The sequence below is a fragment of the Cohnella zeiphila genome (assembly GCF_014212055.1).
Classification (GTDB): Bacteria; Bacillota; Bacilli; order Paenibacillales; family Paenibacillaceae; genus Cohnella; species Cohnella zeiphila.
In genome coordinates this window covers 151,058-171,354 of the sequence record NZ_JACJVO010000002.1, presented here as the reverse complement: position 1 = coordinate 171,354, position 20,297 = coordinate 151,058, and the positions used below count along the sequence as shown (strand labels likewise).

General features: G+C 58.4%; 18 protein-coding genes and 1 pseudogene. 16 read left to right on the top strand and 3 right to left on the bottom strand.

Annotated elements, in window-relative coordinates:
- Positions 1–57: 57 nt before the first annotated feature.
- Positions 58–1,242 carry an SAM-dependent methyltransferase gene (locus H7C18_RS02020; RefSeq protein WP_185127341.1) on the top strand — a complete coding sequence of 395 codons (1,185 nt, stop codon included), beginning with the start codon at positions 58–60 and terminating at the stop codon, positions 1,240–1,242.
- A 163-nt stretch (positions 1,243–1,405) separates the two neighbouring features.
- Here H7C18_RS02020 and H7C18_RS02015 read toward each other — a convergent pair whose 3' ends face one another.
- Positions 1,406–1,642 (bottom strand): DUF2626 family protein, encoded by a 237-nt coding sequence (locus H7C18_RS02015; RefSeq protein ID WP_185127340.1) that lies wholly within the window; start codon positions 1,640–1,642, stop codon positions 1,406–1,408.
- A gap of 330 nt (positions 1,643–1,972) precedes the next feature.
- Between H7C18_RS02015 and H7C18_RS02010 the strand changes: the two genes are divergently transcribed.
- The 8 genes from H7C18_RS02010 (at position 1,973) to H7C18_RS01975 (ending at position 10,044) form a co-directional block, all read left to right on the top strand.
- A complete protein-coding gene (locus tag H7C18_RS02010; protein WP_185127339.1) occupies positions 1,973–2,629 on the top strand; it encodes an RsfA family transcriptional regulator in 657 nt (218 codons plus the stop codon).
- Between the two features lie 156 nt (positions 2,630–2,785).
- Positions 2,786–3,751 (top strand): ketopantoate reductase family protein, encoded by a 966-nt coding sequence (locus H7C18_RS02005; RefSeq protein ID WP_185127338.1) that lies wholly within the window; start codon positions 2,786–2,788, stop codon positions 3,749–3,751.
- Positions 3,752–3,762: 11 nt separating this feature from the next.
- Complete coding sequence (locus H7C18_RS02000; protein WP_185127337.1) at positions 3,763–4,161, top strand: DUF3397 domain-containing protein; 399 nt, start codon at positions 3,763–3,765, stop codon at positions 4,159–4,161.
- A 170-nt stretch (positions 4,162–4,331) separates the two neighbouring features.
- Positions 4,332–5,975, top strand: coding sequence for a peptide ABC transporter substrate-binding protein (locus H7C18_RS01995; protein WP_185127336.1), 1,644 nt, complete (start codon positions 4,332–4,334; stop codon positions 5,973–5,975).
- 108 nt (positions 5,976–6,083) lie between these two features.
- Positions 6,084–7,022, top strand: coding sequence for an ABC transporter permease (locus tag H7C18_RS01990; protein WP_185127335.1), 939 nt, complete (start codon positions 6,084–6,086; stop codon positions 7,020–7,022).
- Positions 7,019–7,948 carry an ABC transporter permease gene (locus H7C18_RS01985; protein ID WP_185127334.1) on the top strand — a complete coding sequence of 310 codons (930 nt, stop codon included), beginning with the start codon at positions 7,019–7,021 and terminating at the stop codon, positions 7,946–7,948. The genes H7C18_RS01990 and H7C18_RS01985 overlap by 4 nt, the downstream gene beginning before the upstream one ends.
- Before the next feature lie 28 nt (positions 7,949–7,976).
- Complete coding sequence (locus H7C18_RS01980) at positions 7,977–8,987, top strand: ABC transporter ATP-binding protein (protein ID WP_185127333.1); 1,011 nt, start codon at positions 7,977–7,979, stop codon at positions 8,985–8,987.
- Positions 8,968–10,044, top strand: a complete 1,077-nt coding sequence (locus tag H7C18_RS01975) for an ABC transporter ATP-binding protein (RefSeq protein WP_185127332.1) — start codon at positions 8,968–8,970, stop codon at positions 10,042–10,044. Before H7C18_RS01980 ends, H7C18_RS01975 begins: the two co-directional genes overlap by 20 nt.
- Positions 10,045–10,372: 328 nt before the next feature.
- Here the strand turns inward: H7C18_RS01975 and H7C18_RS01970 are convergent, their stop codons facing one another.
- Both H7C18_RS01970 and H7C18_RS35930 read right to left on the bottom strand, forming a co-directional pair.
- On the bottom strand, positions 10,373–11,092 hold the full coding sequence (locus H7C18_RS01970) for a hypothetical protein (protein WP_238357404.1): 720 nt from the start codon (positions 11,090–11,092) through the stop codon (positions 10,373–10,375).
- Between the two features lie 36 nt (positions 11,093–11,128).
- Positions 11,129–11,302, bottom strand: a pseudogene (locus H7C18_RS35930) (transposase); the annotation flags it as partial.
- Between the two features lie 432 nt (positions 11,303–11,734).
- Here H7C18_RS35930 and bshC point away from each other — a divergent pair.
- The 7 genes from bshC to H7C18_RS01935 all read left to right on the top strand — a co-directional run bounded on the left by bshC (position 11,735) and on the right by H7C18_RS01935 (position 20,285).
- Positions 11,735–13,369 carry a bacillithiol biosynthesis cysteine-adding enzyme BshC gene (gene bshC / locus H7C18_RS01965; RefSeq protein WP_185127330.1) on the top strand — a complete coding sequence of 545 codons (1,635 nt, stop codon included), beginning with the start codon at positions 11,735–11,737 and terminating at the stop codon, positions 13,367–13,369.
- 25 nt (positions 13,370–13,394) lie between these two features.
- Positions 13,395–14,657 (top strand): adenosylhomocysteinase, encoded by a 1,263-nt coding sequence (locus H7C18_RS01960; protein ID WP_185127329.1) that lies wholly within the window; start codon positions 13,395–13,397, stop codon positions 14,655–14,657.
- Between the two features lie 77 nt (positions 14,658–14,734).
- Positions 14,735–15,898 carry a DUF4349 domain-containing protein gene (locus H7C18_RS01955; RefSeq protein ID WP_185127328.1) on the top strand — a complete coding sequence of 388 codons (1,164 nt, stop codon included), beginning with the start codon at positions 14,735–14,737 and terminating at the stop codon, positions 15,896–15,898.
- A gap of 127 nt (positions 15,899–16,025) precedes the next feature.
- Positions 16,026–16,463, top strand: coding sequence for a division/cell wall cluster transcriptional repressor MraZ (mraZ, locus tag H7C18_RS01950; RefSeq protein ID WP_185127327.1), 438 nt, complete (start codon positions 16,026–16,028; stop codon positions 16,461–16,463).
- Between the two features lie 84 nt (positions 16,464–16,547).
- Positions 16,548–17,528: a 16S rRNA (cytosine(1402)-N(4))-methyltransferase RsmH gene (gene rsmH / locus H7C18_RS01945; protein WP_185127326.1), complete on the top strand. Its 981-nt coding sequence runs from the start codon at positions 16,548–16,550 to the stop codon at positions 17,526–17,528.
- Positions 17,528–17,929 carry a cell division protein FtsL gene (ftsL2, locus tag H7C18_RS01940; RefSeq protein ID WP_238357419.1) on the top strand — a complete coding sequence of 134 codons (402 nt, stop codon included), beginning with the start codon at positions 17,528–17,530 and terminating at the stop codon, positions 17,927–17,929. Before rsmH ends, ftsL2 begins: the two co-directional genes overlap by 1 nt.
- A gap of 25 nt (positions 17,930–17,954) precedes the next feature.
- Positions 17,955–20,285: a penicillin-binding transpeptidase domain-containing protein gene (locus H7C18_RS01935; protein WP_185127324.1), complete on the top strand. Its 2,331-nt coding sequence runs from the start codon at positions 17,955–17,957 to the stop codon at positions 20,283–20,285.
- Positions 20,286–20,297: the final 12 nt, after the last annotated feature.

Below are 20,297 nucleotides of genomic sequence, written 5' to 3'. Positions count from 1 at the left end.
ATACGTTTCTCCCTTATTATAGGGCCTGAGGACGAGGGCGGGAAGGAGGGGATACCAATGGGTACGAACGCGTCCGAAGGCTTGTCGCAGGCGGAACGGCTTATCGCGGAAACGATCGCCTCCAGCCGGCGGATGGGCTGGACAGAGAGCGGCGCCGCCGTCCGCTGCATCACGTTCCGCGACTATATGTCGGTATGCCTGTACGCTCCGCAATACGGTTACTATCGGAAAGGGATTCGCGTCGGCAAGGCGGGAGATTTCTATACGAGCTCGGCGATCGGAGAGGAGATGGGCGTCTGTCTGGCCGCCTATTTGGCGAATGCCGCCGCGGAGCGGTTCGGTGCGGAAGGCGGCGAGCGCCTCGAGCTGGTCGATTGGGGCGGGGGGATAGGCCGGTTGGGCCGGCAGATGCTGGACGCTTGGCGGAGCAGGAACCCGGAGCAGGCCCGGCGGGTGCGGCTGACGGTGGTCGACGGCCATCCGGAGCATCGGCGCCGGGCGGAAGAAGAGTTGGCGGAGGCGATCGCGGGCGGATCGGCCCGCGTCATGAACGAAGCGGAGGCGGAGCGTTTCCCTTGGGAGGCGGAGCGAACGATCGTCGTCTGCAACGAGCTGCTGGACGCGATGCCGGTGCATCGGGTCTGCCGGGTCGGCGGCAGACTGCTGGAGCGGGGCGTGGCATGGGACGAGCGCCGAGGCCGGTTTTACGATTGCCTGACGGAGCCGAGCGACGGAAGGCTGGCGGAAGCGAGCTTGGCCCGCGACGGGATGAGGCTTCGGGAGGGCCAGACGGCGGAAGTATCGCTGGACGGGCAGATCTGGCTGTCCGGCTTGCTCGGGCGGCTCGGGCGGGGTCTTGTCGTCATCGTCGATTACGGCGACGAATCGGAGGAGCTCGTCTCGCCCCATCGGATGGACGGGACGCTCGTTTGCTACCGCAACCACTTGGCGAGCTTCGATCCTTACGAGGCGCCGGGCGAACAGGATTTGACCGCTCACGTCAATTTCACGAGCCTGCGGCGGGCCGCGCAAGATGCGGGCTGGCGGGAAAGCTGGTACGGCACGCAGAAGCGGTTCCTCGTTGAAGCCGGCCTGCTGGAGCGGCTTGTCGCTCACGCCGACGCCGATCCTTTTCACCCGGCCGCCAGGCGCAACCGGGCCATTCGGCAGCTGCTGCTGTCCGACGGCATGAGCGAGCTGTTCAAGGTGCAGGTTTTCGCCTCGGAGCCCGATCCGGCTTAACCCGTGCAGGCGACTGCCCCGAGTCTGAGCCTGAGCCTGACTGAGCCGATGGGATAGTGGGTAATACGCGAAAAAGGAAAAGACTGAGCCGATGGGATAGTGGGTAACGCACATAAAAAGACCGGAGCGACGGCGCCCCGGTCTTTTGCCTTTGTTCGCGATATCAGAAGGGAAGACCCATCTCGAATACGCTCCAATACGTGAAGCCCAAGAACGCGATAATCATGTAGCCCCAGAACATGAAGATATAGGTCCGTTCCGTAAAGTTCAGGTAGCCGAACAAGAAGAAAACGGCCGACTGAATAAAGAACAAGAGCGACATCTCCCACATGTCGCCTGCGAAAGACATCAGGGCGATGACCAGCGTAAAGAAGCCCAACACCCGGAACATGCGTGCCATGATCGATCCCCCCCTCTGCTCGTACCCAATTTCTAAAGCATATTATACCTTTTGCCCCATCAAAGTGTAAACGGGGAGAAGTGACGAATTGGCAAACTTTTCGTCTATGCCTTCAATGTTCCACGAGCTTCGCCTTTTTATGCGCCTATCGGAACGGGGATGAAATGAATCGCTTTCGTGCAGCGCGCATTTCGCCGGACTTCTAGGTATACGATGGCAAAAAGTGGATATGAATAGAAGTATCCGATAGATTCTATGAACTCTACCATGGGCATAGAAATGAAACCATAAAGCTAAATCATGGTACGTTTGACGAGGAGGGATCACTTGATGACGGCAGTTAGACAGGACGCCTGGAGTCCGGACGACGATTTAATTCTTGCGGAAGTGACGCTGCGCCACATTCGGGATGGAAGCACGCAATTGGCCGCTTTCGAGGAGGTCGGGCAGCGGATTGCCCGGACTTCGGCGGCATGCGGATTTCGTTGGAATAGCTGCGTTCGCAAGCGGTATGACGAGGCGATCAGCATCGCCAAGCAGCAGCGGCAAAAACGCAATTATTTGAAAAAGCAAGGCTTGCCCGCGATCTCGCAGAGCGATACGGTGCAAGCGGCCGATGCCGTGGAGACGGCGGATTCCGGCAAAGGCGAGATCGCGACCGCGGAGTCGCTCTCGATCGAGGCGATTATCCGCTATCTGCGGCAATGGAAGCATTCCGTTCAGGAGCTGAGCCGACAAGTTCGTGTTCTGGAGAAAGAATTGAAAGAAAGAGAAGAGACGATTGCCGAGCTTCGCGGTACGAACGAGCAGCTTTCCAAGGAAGTCAATGAGGTTCAGACCGATTACCGCGTCGTCAACGACGACTACAAAGCGCTGATCCGCATTATGGACCGGGCGCGACGGCTGGCCTTCCTGGCGGAAGAGCCGGACGAGGAGAAGACCCGCTTCAAGATGGATGCGAACGGCAATTTGGAAAGAATCGAATAGCGAATCGTTAGGTTTAGAAGAACCGGATCGACGAACCGGCTGCCTTGCATGCGCAAGGCCGGCCGGTTTTTTGACGTTTTTGCGCTTCGTTTGCGTACTTGAGGCTCTATGGTATGCTAATTGCAGAATGGTTCCGGAATTTGGGAGGGGATGGAGATGGCCCGATTCGTCGTAGTTGGAGGGGGCTCCCTGGGACTGCTGCTGGCCGGCAAGCTGGCGATGTCGGACTGCGACGTTGAAGTATGGACGCGGAGCAAGGAGCAGGCCGCGCGGATTGCCGCGGAAGGAATCGCGATAGGCGACGCGTCCGGCTCGGTCTACGCCGCCGCGAAGCCGATCCGCGCCGCGGCGCTTGCGGATGCGCGTCCGCTGCCGGACGGCGACGCGGTCGTGCTGCTGGCGGTCAAGCAGACGGCGATCGGCGATGCGCTGCTGTCCGCGCTTGCGGCGGCCGTTCCGCCGGGAGCGGCGCTCGTTGCCTTCTGCAACGGCATCGGGCATGTCGAACGGCTGGCCGAAGCGCTGCCGGGCCGGGATCTGGCCGCCGCCATTACGACGGAAGCGGCGCTGCGGACCGACGCCCGCACCGTTCTTCATACGGGCTCGGGACATACCTTCGTCGGCCCTGCGACGATGTTCGACCGGCTGCCGCCCTATGAAGCCGAGGGACCCGGCCGGGAGCGGCTAAGCGAAGTGCAAAATCGCCTTGTTCTGGCAGGATTCGAGACCTCGGTGTCGAATAAGATGACGGAAAGGATGCTCAGGAAATTGTTGGTCAATGCGGCCATTAACCCGCTTACCGCACTGCTGCGCGTCCGTAACGGCGAATTGACGGCGAGTCCGGAAAGACTTGCGATCATGAGAGCCTTATATGAAGAGACCGTCGCCATTCTTCGGCTCTGCGGGTTGGAGACGGAGGAGCCGCTTTGGGAGGAATTGCTTAACGTCTGCAGCCGGACAGCGATGAACCGATCCTCTATGCTTCAAGACGTGCTCGCCGGCCGGAAAACGGAGATCGATGCCTTGAACGGCGCCGTCTGCAGGCTGGCGGAACGGCTGGACAAGCCGGTGCCGCGAAACGAGACGGTCGTCGCGCTCATTCGGGCGTTGGACAGCGGATAAGGGGAGATAAGATGGCGGCGTTGTGGAACGCGTTGGTGACGGCATACGCAGTGCTTGCCCTGGTGCCGATCCTGCCTTTCATGTTGATCTTCGCGGTCGTATACATAAGGACCCGGGACCGCAAACGAGCGATCAAACTGTCGATGGACGTCACGACTTTTTTTCTGGTCGGCTGCGTGGCGACGCTTTTGAACGGTCTGGGCACCACCTTCGGCCCCTACCTTATCCTTCTTTTCATGCTGATCGTCGGCGGTTTGATCGGCAATGCGCAGAACCGTTCGAAGGGAAGGATCGACGCTACCAAGCTCGTTCGGGCGGTTTGGAGACTGTCGTTTTTGATGATGAGCGTTCTCTACATACTGCTTGGTCTCGTCGAATTGCTGCAGAATGTGGCGGCGAAGTTCGCATAGGCGTCAGAATAATGAGGGAGAATTGGAAGCAACCTACCGGAAGGGGGTTGCTTCTTTTTATTTTTGGAAGAAACCGCGCATGCGCGGAAAAAATGACCGGTAGTTCAAAAATAATATTGGCGCTATAATCGTTTGAGGAATTCTATATAAAAACGAAGGGGTTAGGCAGAATGCGGAAATCACCGTTGGTTGTCCTCGTTTTATTTCTGATAGCCGGTACGATGCTCGCCGGTTGCGGTTCTAAAAGCGCTTCCTCGCATGAGCAGGTCTTCAATATGAACTTGACTTCGGAGCCGCCGACGCTGGACCCGGCGCTGGCCCAAGACTCTGTATCCTTTACCGTGCTGACGGGACTGTATGAAGGGTTGACGCGCAAAGACGCGGACGGCAAAGTCATTCCGGGCATGGCCGAATCTTGGGACGTATCCGACGATATGAAGACGTACACTTTCCATCTCCGCAAGGACGCGAAATGGTCGAACGGCGACCCCGTCACCGCGCACGATTTCGAGTACGCGTGGAAACGTGTGCTGGATCCCGATATGAATCCGGCTTCTCCTTACGCCTATCAGCTCTACTACATTAAGAACGCGCAGAATTACAATATCAAACAGGATAATCCGAACCACATCAGCGATCCGAATCAGGTCGGCGTCAAGGCGACGGACGATGATACGCTGGTCGTGAATCTGGAAAATCCGACGCCTTACTTCCTGAGCGTTACGTCGTTCTGGACGCTGTTCCCCGTCCATCAGTCCGCCAAGAGCAATTCGGCTTGGGCGGCGGAAGCGAATACGATCGTCTCCAACGGTCCGTTCAAGATCACGACTTGGAAGCACGGCAACGAGATCGATCTGGTGCCGAACGAGAATTACTACGCCAAGGACGAAGTGAAGCTGCAGAAGGTGCACTTCGTCATGGTCAAAAATTCCGCGACCGAACTCAAGATGTATCAGACCGGACAATTGAATTACTCCGGCTTCCCGACCGGCGAAATCCCGATCGAGCAAATCGCGAAGCTGCAGCAGACGAACAAGGACGAGCTGCGCATCAAGCCGATCGCAAGCACGTACTACTACAATTTCAATACGACCAAGGAACCGTTCGACAACGCGAACATCCGCAAGGCGTTCGCGCTGGCGGTCGACCGTCAGCAGTTGGTCGACAAGGTGACGAAGGGCGGGCAGGAGCCGGCTCTGGGCGCGGTGCCCCCGAGCATCATGGGCGAGAAGCAATCGTTCCGCGAAGAGTATCCGGACACGGATTTGTTCAAGCCGGACGTTGCGGAAGCCAAGCAACTGCTGGCCCAAGGCTTGAAGGAGAAGGGCTGGACCCAGCTTCCGCCGGTCACCCTGACGATTAACGAGGGCACGGGCCACAAGCAGATCGCCGAAGCGCTCGCCGACATGTGGCGCAAGAACCTCGGCGTCGACGTGAAGATCGAGACCCAGGAATGGAAAGTGTTCCTGAAAAACCGGCAAAGTCTCAATTACCAGATCGCCCGCTCGGGTTGGTCGGCGGATTACAACGATCCAATGACGTTTATCGATATGTTCACGTCCACGAGCGGCAACAACGACATCGGCTTCAAAAACGCGCAGTACGACGAACTCGTCAAGAAGGCTCTCGCATCCGGGGATCAGCATGAACGGATGCAGCTGCTTAGCCAAGCCGAAAACATTCTGATCAAGGACAACATGGCCATCCTGCCTCTGTACTACTACACCGGCGTTCATATGGTCAACAAAAACCTGCAGAACATCGTCATGGATTACCAGGGCATGGTGGACTATACTCGCAGCTACGTGAAATAACGCCGGGGCTTTCCGCGGCGAAACGGCGAAACGGGATATGTCGGGCCAGCCCCGGCATATCCCGTTTTTCTAGAAGCAAGCGGAGCAACCGAAGGGGAGGGATTCGAGTTGGTGCGATATTGGGGCGGCAAGTTGGGATCCGTCCTATTGTCTTTGTTTTTGCTCGCGACGGCGACTTTTTTTCTGATGAAGGCGATCCCCGGGGACCCGTTCACGGCCGAGAAAGCCGTGCCGCCCGAGATCAAGGCGAAGCTGATGTCTTTTTACGGGCTGGATAAGCCGGTCTGGGAGCAATATTTGATTTATTTGAAGAAGCTTGTTCATCTCGATCTGGGCATGTCCATGAAAAGCCAGTACCGAACCGTCAGCAGCATTATTTCGGACTCGTTCGGCTTCAGCTTCCGGCTGGGCATCTTCGCCATCGTCGTCTCCGTTATCGTGGGAGTCGGCTTGGGAATCGTCTCGGCCATGCATCATCGGAAGCTGATCGACGGAACCGCGATGGTGCTCGCCGTACTCGGAGTCAGCGTGCCGAACTTCGTGCTCGCCTCGCTGCTTCAGTACGTGTTCGGCGAAGAACTGAACTGGTTCAACGTGGCGGGACTGAACGGACCACTCGATTACGTGCTACCGGTCATCGCGCTGTCCTCGCTTCCGATCGCCTACATCGCGAGACTTACCCGTTCGACGATGCTCGAGGTGCTTACCGCCGAGTATATCAAGACCGCGAAAGCCAAGGGGCTGCCGAATCGCGTCATCATTCTGAAGCACGCGCTGCGCAACGCCGTTCTGCCCGTGCTGACTTATTTGGGGCCGATGACCGCCAACATCGTGACAGGCTCCGTCATCGTCGAAGAGATCTTCGGCATTCCGGGTCTCGGACAGTATTTCGTCGACAGCGTCTCGAACCGCGACTACACGCTCATTATGGGAATTACGCTGTTCTATGCGGTCATTCTGATGGTCGCCCGGCTGCTGACCGATATCGCCTACGGATTTGTAGATCCGCGTATCGGATTTCGTTCCCGGAAGGAGGTGTCGCGATGAAGGACACTCGCGCGAACGGGCTGACCAAAGAGATGTTCCGGAAACTGTCGTTTCGGCCGCCCGCCGAGACGCTCGCCGGCGAGAGCGTTCCGGTCTGGCGCGACGTGCTGCGTCGTCTGGCGTCTAGCAAGCTGGCGATGAGCGGCGTCGTGTTCCTCGTGCTGCTGGCGATCATGGCGATCGTAGGACCGCTCGTGTCTCCCCACGATTACTACACGAACAATCTCGACCATACGAACGAGCCGCCTTCCTCCGAATATTGGTTCGGGACCGACAGCCTCGGGCGCGATCTGTTTTCCCGAATCTGGATGGGAGCGAGAATTTCATTGACCGTCGGGCTGGCTGCCGCGATGATCGACCTTGTCATCGGAATCGTCTATGGCGGCATAATGGGCTACGTCGGAGGCCGAACCGACGAAGCGATGAACAAGATTTCGGAAATATTGTATTCCATTCCGTACTTGCTTGTCGTGATTCTGCTTCTCGTCGTGCTGGAGCCTAGCATGTGGACGATCATTCTCGCTCTGTCGGTTACCGGCTGGATCAACATGAGTTGGATCGTTCGCGGACAGATTATGCAGCTGAAAAACCAGGAGTACGTGCTGGCTGCCCGGTCGATGGGAGCAGGCGGGGCTCGAATGCTGTTCAAGCATCTGATTCCCAATACGTTGGGGCCGATTATCGTCACATTGACGCTGACCGTGCCGTCCGCGATCTTCTCCGAAGCGTTCCTCAGTTTCCTGGGTCTCGGCGTGCAATCGCCGGCGGCTTCGTGGGGGACGATGATCAACGATTCGCTGACCAGCTTCACGCTGTACCCGTGGCAGATGGCGTTCCCGGCCGTGCTCATCAGCTTGACCATGCTTGCATTCAACGTGTTCGGAGACGGTCTCCGAGACGCGTTCGATCCAAAGCTCAAGAAGTGAATCACATTTTCCGTTAGGAGGTGACGAGATGGACAGCATTCTTCGCGTGGAAGATTTGCACATATCGTTTCGGGCTCGGGGCGGAGAGGTGCAAGCGGTTCGCGGCGTCGACTTCGAAGTGAGGAAGGGCGAGGCGATTGCGATCGTCGGCGAGTCCGGTTCCGGCAAGAGCGTAACCGCGCAGAGCATCATGCGGCTGCTGCCCAGCCCGCCTTCGTTCGTCAAGCAAGGTTCCATCACCTTCATGGGCCGGAACCTGCTGGAACTGTCCGAGCGCGAGATGGAATCCGTTCGGGGCAAAGAGATCGGGATGATCTTTCAGGATCCGATGACATCGCTCAATCCGACCTTGACGATCGGCCACCAGATTACCGAAGGCCTTATTAAACATCAAGGAGCAAGCCGTCAGGCAGCCCGCGCGCGAGCGCTGGAACTGCTGAAGCTGGTCGGCATTCCGAATCCGGAAGACCGCTTCTCGCAGTATCCCCACTCCTTCTCCGGAGGAATGAGGCAGCGGGCGATGATCGCGATCGCGCTCTCCTGCAATCCGGCGCTGCTCATTGCCGACGAGCCGACCACCGCTCTTGACGTGACGATCCAAGCGCAAATCATGCGTTTGATGAAAGATTTGCAGGAGCGCTTCGGAACGTCGATCATTCTCATCACCCATGACCTGGGCGTCGTGGCCGATTTCTGCGACCGCGTCATTGTCATGTACGGCGGCCAGGTCGTCGAGACGGGAACGAAGTGGGACATCTTCCGTTCTCCACAGCACCCGTATACTCGCGGCCTGCTTCGTTCGATGCCGCGACTGGACCAGCCGAAAGGCGAGCCGCTCGTCCCGATCGTCGGTACGCCTCCCGACCTGCTCGTCCCTCCGCAGGGATGCGCCTTCTGCGCCCGATGCGATGAAGCGATGGGCGTCTGCGTCGATCACGATCCCGAGCTGCTTCCCGTCGGACAATCCGGCCAAACAGCCAAATGCTGGCTGCATCATCCGCTCGCCAAGGAGGTGCGCCATGAAACCGCAAAACGTTAATTCCAAACCGACCGCTCAATCGCCCGGGCCTTCTCGCAAGTCGATCGTCCCATTGTCCGGGCAATCGTCCGGGCAATCTCACGTCCGTCCGATCGGAGGCGGGGCGACTCCGCTGCTTGAAGTGGAACGGCTCAGCAAGTTTTTCTCCGTAGGCGGCGGACAGACCCTCAAGGCGGTCAATGATCTCTCGCTGACCGTAGGAAAAGGCGAGACATTGGGCATCGTGGGCGAGTCCGGCTGCGGCAAATCGACGGCGGGCCGGACGATCATGCGCTTGTACGAGCCGACGTCCGGCGCGACACGGTTCGAAGGGCGCAATATTTACGATATGAAAGGGACCGAGCTGAAGCGTCTGCGTCGGGAGATGGCGATGATCTTCCAAGATCCATACGCTTCCTTGAACCCCCGGTTCAGCATCGCCGACATTATCGCCGAGCCGCTTGACATTCATCATCTGGCGGGCAGCGGCAAAGAGCGCCGCCGCAAGGTCGAAGAGCTGCTGGAGCGGGTCGGACTTCGCTCCGAGCACGCTTCCCGCTATCCGCATGAATTTTCCGGCGGACAGCGGCAGCGGATCGGCATCGCCCGGGCGCTCGCCGCCGATCCCAAGCTGATCGTCTGCGACGAACCGATCTCCGCCTTGGACGTCTCCATTCAAGCCCAGGTGGTCAACCTGCTGCAGGAGTTGCAGCGATCGCTCGGCTTGACTTACTTGTTTATCGCCCACGACCTGTCCATGGTAAAGCATATCAGCGACCGTGTCGCCGTTATGTACTTGGGCAAGCTGGTCGAGTTGGCCGAGAGCTCGGAACTGTACGCCAATCCGAAGCACCCTTATACGCAGGCGCTTTTATCCGCCATCCCGGTCCCCGACCCGCAAGTGGAAGCCCAGAAGGAGCGGATCGTTCTGTCCGGCGATCTTCCCAGCCCGGTGAACCCTCCCAGCGGCTGTCCTTTCCGCACCCGCTGTCCTTACGCCACCGAGAAATGCGCGGCCGAAGTTCCCGCTTTCCGCGAAGTATCCCCGGCCCACTGGGCTTCGTGCCATTACGCTTAATACCAGGTGCCCGAGAATTTCTCTCTGGCGCCTCTTTTTTAATCGCGGTTCGGGTGCGAATGTTCTTTTTGCCAAATTACCTACTATCCCATCGGCTCAGTGGTCGCATTCATGAAGCGTTACCTATTATCCCATCGGCTCAGTCGGCGGCAGTCGGCTGCGGTTGTGCGAGTAACCTACTATCCCATCGCATCAGGATAAGCGCGGGAATCGGAAGTAACCTATTATCCCATTGCCTCAGGGAAGCTATTGGCGACTATGAGCAGAAAGCGTCAGAAATCGGCAGTAGTGCAATAAGAGAAACGCCGATTTTCCAATTCGAACGATTTTAATTCAACCACTGAACTTGATGGTAGCTCTTCCACCTGCTTCTGCTTCCGAAAGTAAGCCAAGCGGGAGGGAGCACGGGGCGGCTGCGGGTCAATTCCTTGTAAACAAGCGCTGGCGAGGCTGCACAATGTTGAAGAAGGGATTCAATAGGAGAAACCCTTCGAAAAGTTTGGTTCAAGCGATAGCAGAACTCGTCTGCATACGCCTGCAAGTGCTTGGCCCCAATGCCGAAAAAAGTATCGTTCAACCATAGATTTAACCGAAGCCTGAGAGGAAGAAGGGACGGATGCGATTTTGCCATGCGTTTCACTTGTGTGATCTGTGCTTCGGGTTCAACATGATTTTGAACAAAAGCGTTGATTCCCGACGGGAAAATAAATCTGGCCTGATGGTCGATATAATCGGGATGAGGCTGTTCGATTTTGACATGATTCAGCTTGCCCTCCGAGTCGAAGGAACCTCCGATCAGAAGCGGCTGAATGCCGTCCGCAAACAACGCCGAGCCATAAGTAAAAGCCTCGACGCGAACATTCCCGGAGAGCAAGCGGCCGATCTCGTCGAGATGCATGGCGTGGCGAATCTTGTGTGAGATATGCCAAGCGGTTTTATAAGTTACGCCAATAATTTCGGAGAGAGCCATGGAGCTGATGCCGGAGGGCTGAGAGAGCAAATAAAACGCTTGGAACCAACGAGTCAGAGCCGTGCGGCTTTTCTCCATTACGGTTCCGGCGGTTAAGGAAGTTTGACGGCCGCAGGAGATGCATTCGTACAAAGGAAGCCGGCGCGTCCGAATCAAATAATAATGTTCGCATCGGCAATCGGGGCACCGAAATCCTTCAGGCCATCTGGAATGGAATAAAGCTTGAACGCAAGCGTCCTCGTTCGCAAAATGCCGGCAAAACTCCGCAAACGAAGGTAAAGGGACCATAGAAAGCCGCCACCTTTTTAAATTATACGAACTTACGTTCTTATTTTAGCAAACATTTGTTCTCATTTCAATACCATAAGCTTGTCATTGGCGATATGTAATTGCGACGATTCGGAGCTTTTTCGCTTCGAAAGTCTCGCCCTGAACCGATGGGATAGTAGGTAATCGAGCCGTCGGAAGATAGAGCCGGGCGGGCGACTGAGCCGATGGGATAGTAGGTAATTACGAGAAAAGAAGATTGAGGCCGGGAGAAGCCTGATCCAGCGAGGAAGCTGGAGACGGGAAAAGAGAAGTGAGAAGAGAGTTGCACGCGAGTCAGAGGATAAAGAGGCTCGGGAGAAAGAAACGCAGCTTTTCCTCTTTGCCGAAAACAGTTCCTTCATGTACAATCAAGTTTGATCTGTTACTTCGATTGTTGGGAGGCCCCTTTAAATGAATTTGACCACACTGGAAGGGTCGTCCTCTCTCTCTTCTCTGGCTGAACGATACCGGAAGGGAGAAGCTGGCGTATGCGGACTGTTCGGATCCCATCCTTCCCATCCATCCGATTGGAGGCTTCGGGCGGAAGCGCTCGACCGGACGGAAGCCGGCCGAATGGATCGTTCCCGGCTGGCCGGGGCGCTGAGAGCCTACCAACGCCGGCTGAAGCCGAGCGCGGAGGTCGATCGGTCGATTGACGAACTTGCGAGCGGGAACGCACTGGCGGTCGTCGGAGGCCAGCAAGCGGGACTGTTCGGAGGAGCGCTCCTCATTGTCTATAAAGCGTTGACCGTCATTCAGGCGGCGAAATATGCGCGCGAATTGCTGCAGCGGCCGGTCGTGCCCGTGTTCTGGATCGCGGGAGAGGACCACGATTACGACGAAGCGAACCATGTTTACGTCGCCGGCCAAGACGGAGCGCCGAAGAGAATCCGGATCGAACGGCCGGAGGGCCCGCGGAACGCCGTCAGTCGCACGCCTCTTACTCGCCAGCAATGGAACGAAGCGATCGAGGAGTTGGCGGCGGAGCTTCCCGATACGGAACATAAGCCGTTCTGGATCGAGAAGATTCGGTCGCACACGGAGGACGAACCGACCTTAACGCTGGCGTTCGCCCGCCTATTGTCGGAATGGTTCGGCTCGGAGGGACTTGTCCTGCTCGACGCGGACGATCCGGAGCTCCGATCGCAGGAAGGAGCGTTTTTCCGCCGGCTGATCGAACGGAACGACGAACTGGAATCTTCTTTAAAAGAAGGAGAGATGCAGGTTCGCGAGCTGGGGCTGCCGATTCAGGCGGAGGCGGCGAAAGGGTGCGCGAATTTGTTCGTGCACGGCGACTCGGGCCGGCTTCTTCTGTATAAGAAGGACGGCAACTACGGCGACCGCAAGGATGAGCTATCGTTGACATGCGACGAGCTGCTCGAAATGGCGGAGCGTTCCCCGGACCGTCTGAGCAACAATGCCTTGACCCGGCCGTTGATGCAGGAATACGCGCTCCCCGTGCTCGCCACCGTTCTCGGTCCGTCCGAGCTGGCCTATTGGGGCGTGCTGGGGCCGGCGTTCGCCTCATTCGGCATGTCGCTTCCGCTGCTGCTGCCCAGACAGTCGTTTACGTTCGTCGATCCGGGCATCGTCAAGCTGCTGGAGAAATACGAAGTCGACGCGGAATCCGTTATGGAGGATGGGGCGAAGCTGAAAGCGGACTGGTTGGCCCGGCAGGACGATTGGCGGCTGGAAGATCGGTTCGGCGACGTTCGAAGGCAGTTCGCCGACCTGTATGCGCCGCTGCTCGAGACGCTTGCCGCCGTGCAGCCGGACCTGAAGCGGCTTGGCGAGAACAACCGCGAGCGAATTTTGGACCAGATCGCCTATTTGGAGAAGCGGGCGACCGACGTCTTGGCCAAACGGCACGAGTCGGCTTTGAAGCAGTGGGACCAAATGAGCGCAGCGTTGCAGCCGCAGGGGAAACCGCAGGAGCGGGTGCTTGGCGCGATTCACTTTTTGAACCGGTATGGGCCGGAGTGGCTGGAAGTTTGGAAGGAAGTCCCATATGATGTGACGGGGGGACACCGACTGGTTTTCCCATGAGGGTGGAGAAGGGAAGGAGATCAAGATGAGAACATCGCTTACGAGCATCATTAAAGACCCGTCTTTGGCGCCGGAAGGCAAGCTGAAGATCGATTGGGCCCAGGCGCATATGCCGGTGCTGAACAGCATCCGCGAGCAATTCGAGCGGGAGCAGCCGTTCAAAGGCCTGCGGGTCGCTATCTCGCTGCATCTGGAAGCGAAAACGGCCTATCTGGCCAAAGTCGTGCAGGCCGGAGGAGCAGAGGTGGCGATTACCGGCAGCAATCCGCTGTCCACGCAGGACGATGTCTGCGCGGCGCTGGCGGAGGACGGGATCGCCGTTTACGCCAAGTACAACCCGAGCGCGGAGGAATATCACGACCTGCTGGTCAAGACGGTGGAGACGAAGCCGGACCTGATCATTGACGACGGCGGGGATTTGGTGACCATCCTGCACACGGAACGGCGGGACCTGCTGCCGAACGTTCGCGGCGGGGCGGAGGAGACGACGACCGGCATTTTGCGCCTCAAGGCGATGGATAAGGAAGGCTCGCTGAATTTTCCGATGGTCGCGGTCAACGACGCTTATTGCAAATATTTGTTCGACAATCGTTACGGAACGGGACAATCGGTCTGGGACGGCATCAACCGGACGACGAACCTGATCGTAGCGGGCAAGACGGTCGTCGTGAACGGCTACGGCTGGTGCGGCAAAGGAGTCGCCATGCGCGCAAAAGGACTCGGCGCGAACGTGGTCGTCACCGAGGTCGACGCGATCAAGGCGGTCGAGGCCTACATGGACGGCTTCACGGTATTGTCGATGGCGGACGCCGCGGAACGCGGGGATTTCTTCGTGACGGTCACCGGCAACCGCGATGTCATCACCGGCGCGCACATCGCCAAGATGAAGGATGGAGCGATTCTGTCCAACGCCGGCCACTTCGACGTCGAAGTCAATCTGGTCGAGCTGGAGGCCATGTCTTCCTCCAAGCGCACCGTGCGCCGGAACATCGAAGAGTACCTGCTGAAAGACGGACGCCGCATCTACGTGCTGGCCGAAGGGCGCCTCGTCAACTTGGCCGCCGGGGATGGGCATCCTGCCGAGATTATGGACATGACGTTCGCGCTGCAGGCTCTTTCTCTCCGGTATGTGAACGAGAATTACGCCGCGATCGGCAATCGCGTCGTCAACGTTCCGTACGAGCTGGACGAACAAGTGGCCCGTACGAAGCTTGCTTCGCTCGGCATTACGATCGACTCGCTGAGCGAACAGCAGAGGACGTATTTGGCCAGCTGGGCGGCCCATTAAATTATTCGAACATCTGCAACTTTTACCTGAAATTCCCCGTTATTGGATTTAGATATCCAATAAGGGGGATTTTTCATATGAAGGGGAAAAGGAACAAGCTTGCGTTTCTCGCGGTGCTGGCGTTGTGGCTGACGTTCATGCTGGCGGCCTGTTCGTCCGGGTCGGACAACGACGATTCGGCGGCGGCGCCGGCGGCCGATCAAGCAGCGCCGGCCGCTGCGGCTAACGAGGCGAAGAGCGAGTCGTTGTCCGTGGCTTTCGGCGACAGCAAACCTGCCTCCGGATCGACCTCGGGCTCGGCAAGCGACGCCTCCGCCGCGAACGCCGATTCGAAACCGCTTGCATCGGAGGAGTCTTTGGGATCGTCCGTCGATTCGGGGATCGGCGCGTTCGCGGATGACGGCGCCGGATTCAACCGTAAGATGGTCTACACCGCCGACGTGACGCTGAAGGCGGAAGACGCAAGCGAAGCGCAGGACCGGATCAGCGGCGCGATCGAGCAGAGTCTGGGCTTTATCGTGAAGTATGCCGACACCAAAAACGGAGACGAGATCGGCGCCACCTACGTCATCAAAGTGCCCTCTTCCGGGTTCAGCTCGTTCCTCGACCGCTTGAAGCAGGTTCCGAACAAAGGGTTCGAGCGGAAGCTTCAAGGCAACGACGTGACGGAGGAATATGTCGATCTGCAAGCCCGTCTGAACGCGAAGCAAGCGGTCGAGGCCCGGCTGCTCGCCTTCATGGATAAAGCGACCAAGTCAAGCGATCTCGTTCAATTCTCGAATGAGCTGGGAAGCGTCCAGCAGGAGATCGAGCAAATCAAGGGCCGCATGCGGTACCTGGACCAAAACGTCGCTTATTCGACGGTGAACCTGACCTTGATTCAAATCGCGGGCGAAACGGCGCAAAAGGATGCGGAAGGGAGCGGCGCGAAGCGTCAGGCGCTGGGCGGACGGCTGGGCGATGCGCTGCTTGGCAGCGCGAACGTGCTGGGCCGTATCGGCGAAGGCATTTTGACGGTCTTGGCAGCCGTGCTCCCCGTGCTGCTCGTCCTTGCCGTCATCGGCGTTCCGCTCGCATGGGCAATCCGGCGAAGCCGGATGGCGGCGAAGCTGCGGGCCGCGGCGAAGCGGAGACAGCTGAACGCCGCGATTGCCGGCAGCGGAGCGGGCGCGGACATCCCTATTCCCGAGCCGGCAGAACCCGCCGCGGAGGAGACGAACGACGACCATTCGGGTCGTTAATCCCGTAAAATATTTTTCGGAAATCCTGCTCTCTGAGCAGGATTTTTATTTTATGGGGCGAATAAGTTTGGTTATGTGGTTCAAAGTGGGGGAAAGTGGTGGAAGATGGGGGAGGTGAAGAGGGCTTATGTTTATGGGGGAATTTCAGCACACGATCGATGATAAAGGACGGATCATCATCCCCGCGAAATTCCGCGAAGCCCTCGGAACCGAATTCATCGTCACCCGCGGCTTGGACAACTGCTTGTTCGTCTACCCCCGCGAAGAGTGGAGCGCTCTCGAACAGAAGCTGAAGCAGCTTCCCATGATGAAGTCCGACGCCCGGGCTTTTACCCGTTTCTTCTTTTCGGGCGCGTCCGAATGCGAATGGGATAAGCAGGGAAGGGTAAACGTGCCCGGCAACTTGCGCGAATATGCCAAGCTGGACAAGGACTGCATCGTGATCGGCGTCTCCAACCGGGTGGAAATTTGGGACAAGGCGACCTGGCAGACGTACAATCAGCAATCTCAGGAATCGTTCAACGAGATTGCCGAGAAGCTGGTCGACTTCGACTTCAATTTCTGAAACTTTGAATCTCGTTCACAAATTCCTTACTTATAGATCAGACAACTTAGAACGACTCCGAGGGGTTGCCGGGAGGGCAAACGCATGTTTCACCATATTACGGTACTCAAAGAGGAAGCCGTCGCGGGTCTCCGCGTCAAGGAAGACGGCGTTTATGTCGACTGCACGCTCGGGGGCGCGGGCCACAGCGAGGCGATCGCTTCGCGGCTTGCGCCGGGTCGGGGCAGGCTGATAGGCCTCGACCAGGACGATACCGCCCTTGCTCACGCGCGGGAGCGGCTGAAGCCGTTCGGCGATACCGTCACGTTGGTGAAAAGCAACTTCCGGTGGCTGACCGACGCGCTGCGCCAAGCGGGCGTGCCCGAGGAGAACGGAGTGCCCCGGGTCGACGGCGTGCTGTTCGACCTGGGCGTGTCGAGCCCTCAGCTCGACGAAGCCGATCGCGGCTTCAGCTACAATCACGACGCGGAGCTGGACATGCGGATGGACCGCAGCCAGCCTCTGTCGGCGAAAGTCGTCGTGAACGAGTGGGAGGAACGGGAGATCGCGGAACTGATCCGCGATTACGGGGAAGAAAAGTTTGCGCGGAATATCGCCAAGCAGATCGTTCAGGCGCGCGCGGCGGCTCCGATCGAGACGACGGGCCAGCTCGTCGAGTTGATCAAGGCCGGCATTCCCGCCGCAGCCAGAAGGACGGGTCCCCACCCGGCCAAACGGACGTTCCAGGCGATCCGCATCGCCGTGAACGACGAGCTCGGCGCGTTTCGCGAAGCGCTTCTGCAGGCGATCGAATGCGCGAAGCCGGGCGGCCGGATCGCCGTCATTACGTTCCACTCGCTGGAAGATCGCATCTGCAAAGAGACGTTCGCGGCCGAGGTCGCTTCGTGCCGCTGCCCGCCGGACTTTCCGGTATGCGTCTGCGGGGGAGGAGACGGCCGGCTCCGGCTGACGCCCCGTAAGCCGATCTTGCCGTCCGAGCGGGAATTGGAAGCAAACAACCGGGCAAGGTCCGCCAAATTGAGAATCGCTGAAAAAATCGAGGAACGCAAGGGGGAGAATGATTGATGCAATACTATGGCAACCTGGCGCTGCGTCCGGAACAGAAGACGAAGGACCCGGAGAAGCGCCGCTCGTCGCAGCCGTCGCCGTCGCCGCGCCGCCGTTCGATTCCGGTCGGCGAGAAGCTGCTCTATTTGCTCACCGTATTCGTGTTCGTTGCCGTGGCCAGCTTGATCATTTACCGTTATGCGGGACTCTATCAATTAAATCGGGATATTCAAACGACCCAATCCGATTACGAGAAGCTCGTCGACGACTCCAAAGAGCTTCAGCGCCAGATCGACCAGCTGAAAGACCCCGCCGTCATTCGGGAGAAGGCTCTCAGCTACGGATTGCAGCCGCTCAACCAAACGCCGATCACTCTGTCCCCGTCCGGATCCTCCTCCGGCACGTCCCAGCAGCCGTAGTTCAGGGGAAAGGGGACGATTTATCATGACGAAACGAATCAAAGTACGAACGCTACTGCTGGGAGGGTTATTAACCCTCCTTTTTCTCGGTTTATTCGGCCGAATCTATTGGGTTCAGGTCGCCCACGCGTCGTTCTGGGCCGATCAGGCTCGCCAGACGTGGATTACGAGCAAGCCGCTGCCGCAGGAACGGGGAACGATTACCGACCGCAACGGGAAAGTGCTCGCCGCCGATACGGACGCCTACACGGTGGCCGTCAGCCCGAAAATCATTAACCAATTGAACTCCGAACATCCGGAGTGGCGGCTGCTCGATCAGATCGTCTCGAAGATTCATCTGGTGTTGAACAAGCCGGAGAACGAGGTTCGCGACGCGATTAACGCGAAGAAGAAGGACGGCACTTTTTACGATCAGCGCGAACTCAATCCGGAAGGCTGGAAGATCGACAAGGAAGTGGCCCAGCATCTGATGACGTTCCGGGACGAGTTGGAGAAGCAGACGAACGAGAACGACATCGGCCTCTACTTCGAGGAAGGGCAGAAACGCTATTATCCGAACCAATCGCTGGCGTCCCAAATTCTCGGATACGTGGACAAAGACGGGAAGGCGGTCATGGGCGTCGAGAAGACGATGAACGCGGACCTGCAAGGGCAAGCCGGCAAAATTACGTACGAAAAAGACGGCATCCGCACCCAGCTTCCGAACGGAACGGTCGATGTCAAACAGCCGGTGGACGGCAAAAACGTCGAACTGACGATCGACAAGGATATCCAGTTCTATATGGAACAGGCGCTGCGCGATGCTTACGACAAGTATCATCCGGTCAGCGCCACCGCCATCGCAGCCGATCCGAAGACGATGGACATTCTCGGCATGGTCAGCCTGCCGGATTTCAACCCGAACAGCTACTGGTCCTATAAGCCGGATTCGTTCAAAAACGACGCGATCCAGTCGGTCTACGAGCCGGGTTCGACCTTCAAGATCGTGACGCTGGCCGCGGCCATTCAGGAAGGGAAATTCGACCCGAACGCTACTTACAAATCCGGCAACATCCATGTGCCGGGTGCGACCATCCGCGATTCCAACAATGTCGGTTGGGGCACGATTTCGTATTTGGATGGCCTCAAGCACTCCAGTAACGTCGCTTTCGTTCATCTGGGCTACGAAATGTTGGGCAAGGATAAGCTGCGGCAGTACATCGACAACTTCGGCTTCGGGCAGAAGACGGGGATCGAGCTGGCAGGAGAAGTGTCAGGCGCGATTACATTTCAATACCCGTCAGAAGTGGCGACCGCCGCTTTCGGTCAGGGCAAGGTGCAGGTGACGCCGATTCAGCAGGTGGCGGCCGTGGCGGCCGTGGCCAACGGCGGCAGACTGATGGAGCCGCATCTGATCCGCTCGGTGACCGATCCGAAGACCGGCGAGAAGACGGTGACGCAGCCGAAAGCGATCCGTCAAGTCATCTCGGCGGATACGTCGCGCCAGGCAGGCGATTATCTCGAACAGGTCGTCAGCGACCAGAAGATCGGCACCGGACGGACGGCCTATATTCCCGGCTACCGGATCGCGGGCAAGACGGGGACGGCGCAGGTCGTCATCAACGGGGAATATTCCAAGGACAAATACGTCGTCTCCTTTATCGGCTACGCGCCGGTCGAAGATCCGAAGATCGTCCTTTACATTCTCATCGACCAGCCGGACGTCCCCGATGCGGGCGGCGGCGCCGTCGCGGGCCCGGTCTTCAAGTCGATCATGCAGCAGTCGCTGCTCCATCTCGGCGTGCTGCCGAAGCTTGACGAGAATACGAAAAGCGACGACAAGAAGCAGGAGGACGACGCTTCGGCGACGCCGGCGCCGGTCACGGCCAGCGTGCCGGACGTATCCGGAAAAGCGGTCGACGCCGCCAAGGCCGAGCTGACCGGAAAGTCCTTCGGCGTCGAGGTGATCGGCGGCGGAAGCAAGGTGCTGCAGCAGCTTCCCAAAGGGGGGAGCGTGCTTCCGACGTCGCAGACAATCTACCTGATCACCGAGAAGTCGGTCGACAGCGTGCCGGATCTGACCGGCATGTCGCTGCGCGACGCGCTGGAGATGTGCTCGCTCATGGGCGCGTCTTGTCAGACCGAAGGCGAAGGCTACGTCGCCTCTCAGACATCGTCGAAGACGAACGGCCAACTGACCGTGAAGCTGACGCTGGCGCCTCCGGGAGAGAAGGTCGACACGGCCGACGATTCCGGAAGCGGCGCCGATAGCGGCGGCAAGGACGGCGACACCGGCAGCTCCGGGGATGAAGAATCGACCGACGCGAACAAGCCGGATCAAACGCAATCTGACCAAACGCAGTCTACCGGAGATTAGTAGGATAGGTTC

Bases quoted from the DNA above. Each gene is read 5' to 3' on its own strand.
- H7C18_RS02020 (WP_185127341.1), top strand. From the start codon at position 58: ATGGGTACGAACGCGTCCGAAGGCTTGTCGCAGGCGGAACGGCTTATC.
- H7C18_RS02015 (WP_185127340.1), bottom strand. From the start codon at position 1,642: ATGGCACGCATGTTCCGGGTGTTGGGCTTCTTTACGCTGGTCATCGCC.
- H7C18_RS02010 (WP_185127339.1), top strand. From the start codon at position 1,973: ATGACGGCAGTTAGACAGGACGCCTGGAGTCCGGACGACGATTTAATT.
- H7C18_RS02005 (WP_185127338.1), top strand. From the start codon at position 2,786: ATGGCCCGATTCGTCGTAGTTGGAGGGGGCTCCCTGGGACTGCTGCTG.
- H7C18_RS02000 (WP_185127337.1), top strand. From the start codon at position 3,763: ATGGCGGCGTTGTGGAACGCGTTGGTGACGGCATACGCAGTGCTTGCC.
- H7C18_RS01995 (WP_185127336.1), top strand. From the start codon at position 4,332: ATGCGGAAATCACCGTTGGTTGTCCTCGTTTTATTTCTGATAGCCGGT.
- H7C18_RS01985 (WP_185127334.1), top strand. From the start codon at position 7,019: ATGAAGGACACTCGCGCGAACGGGCTGACCAAAGAGATGTTCCGGAAA.
- H7C18_RS01980 (WP_185127333.1), top strand. From the start codon at position 7,977: ATGGACAGCATTCTTCGCGTGGAAGATTTGCACATATCGTTTCGGGCT.
- H7C18_RS01975 (WP_185127332.1), top strand. From the start codon at position 8,968: ATGAAACCGCAAAACGTTAATTCCAAACCGACCGCTCAATCGCCCGGG.
- H7C18_RS01970 (WP_238357404.1), bottom strand. From the start codon at position 11,092: ATGGAGAAAAGCCGCACGGCTCTGACTCGTTGGTTCCAAGCGTTTTAT.
- bshC (WP_185127330.1), top strand. From the start codon at position 11,735: ATGAATTTGACCACACTGGAAGGGTCGTCCTCTCTCTCTTCTCTGGCT.
- H7C18_RS01960 (WP_185127329.1), top strand. From the start codon at position 13,395: ATGAGAACATCGCTTACGAGCATCATTAAAGACCCGTCTTTGGCGCCG.
- H7C18_RS01955 (WP_185127328.1), top strand. From the start codon at position 14,735: ATGAAGGGGAAAAGGAACAAGCTTGCGTTTCTCGCGGTGCTGGCGTTG.
- mraZ (WP_185127327.1), top strand. From the start codon at position 16,026: ATGTTTATGGGGGAATTTCAGCACACGATCGATGATAAAGGACGGATC.
- rsmH (WP_185127326.1), top strand. From the start codon at position 16,548: ATGTTTCACCATATTACGGTACTCAAAGAGGAAGCCGTCGCGGGTCTC.
- ftsL2 (WP_238357419.1), top strand. From the start codon at position 17,528: ATGCAATACTATGGCAACCTGGCGCTGCGTCCGGAACAGAAGACGAAG.
- H7C18_RS01935 (WP_185127324.1), top strand. From the start codon at position 17,955: ATGACGAAACGAATCAAAGTACGAACGCTACTGCTGGGAGGGTTATTA.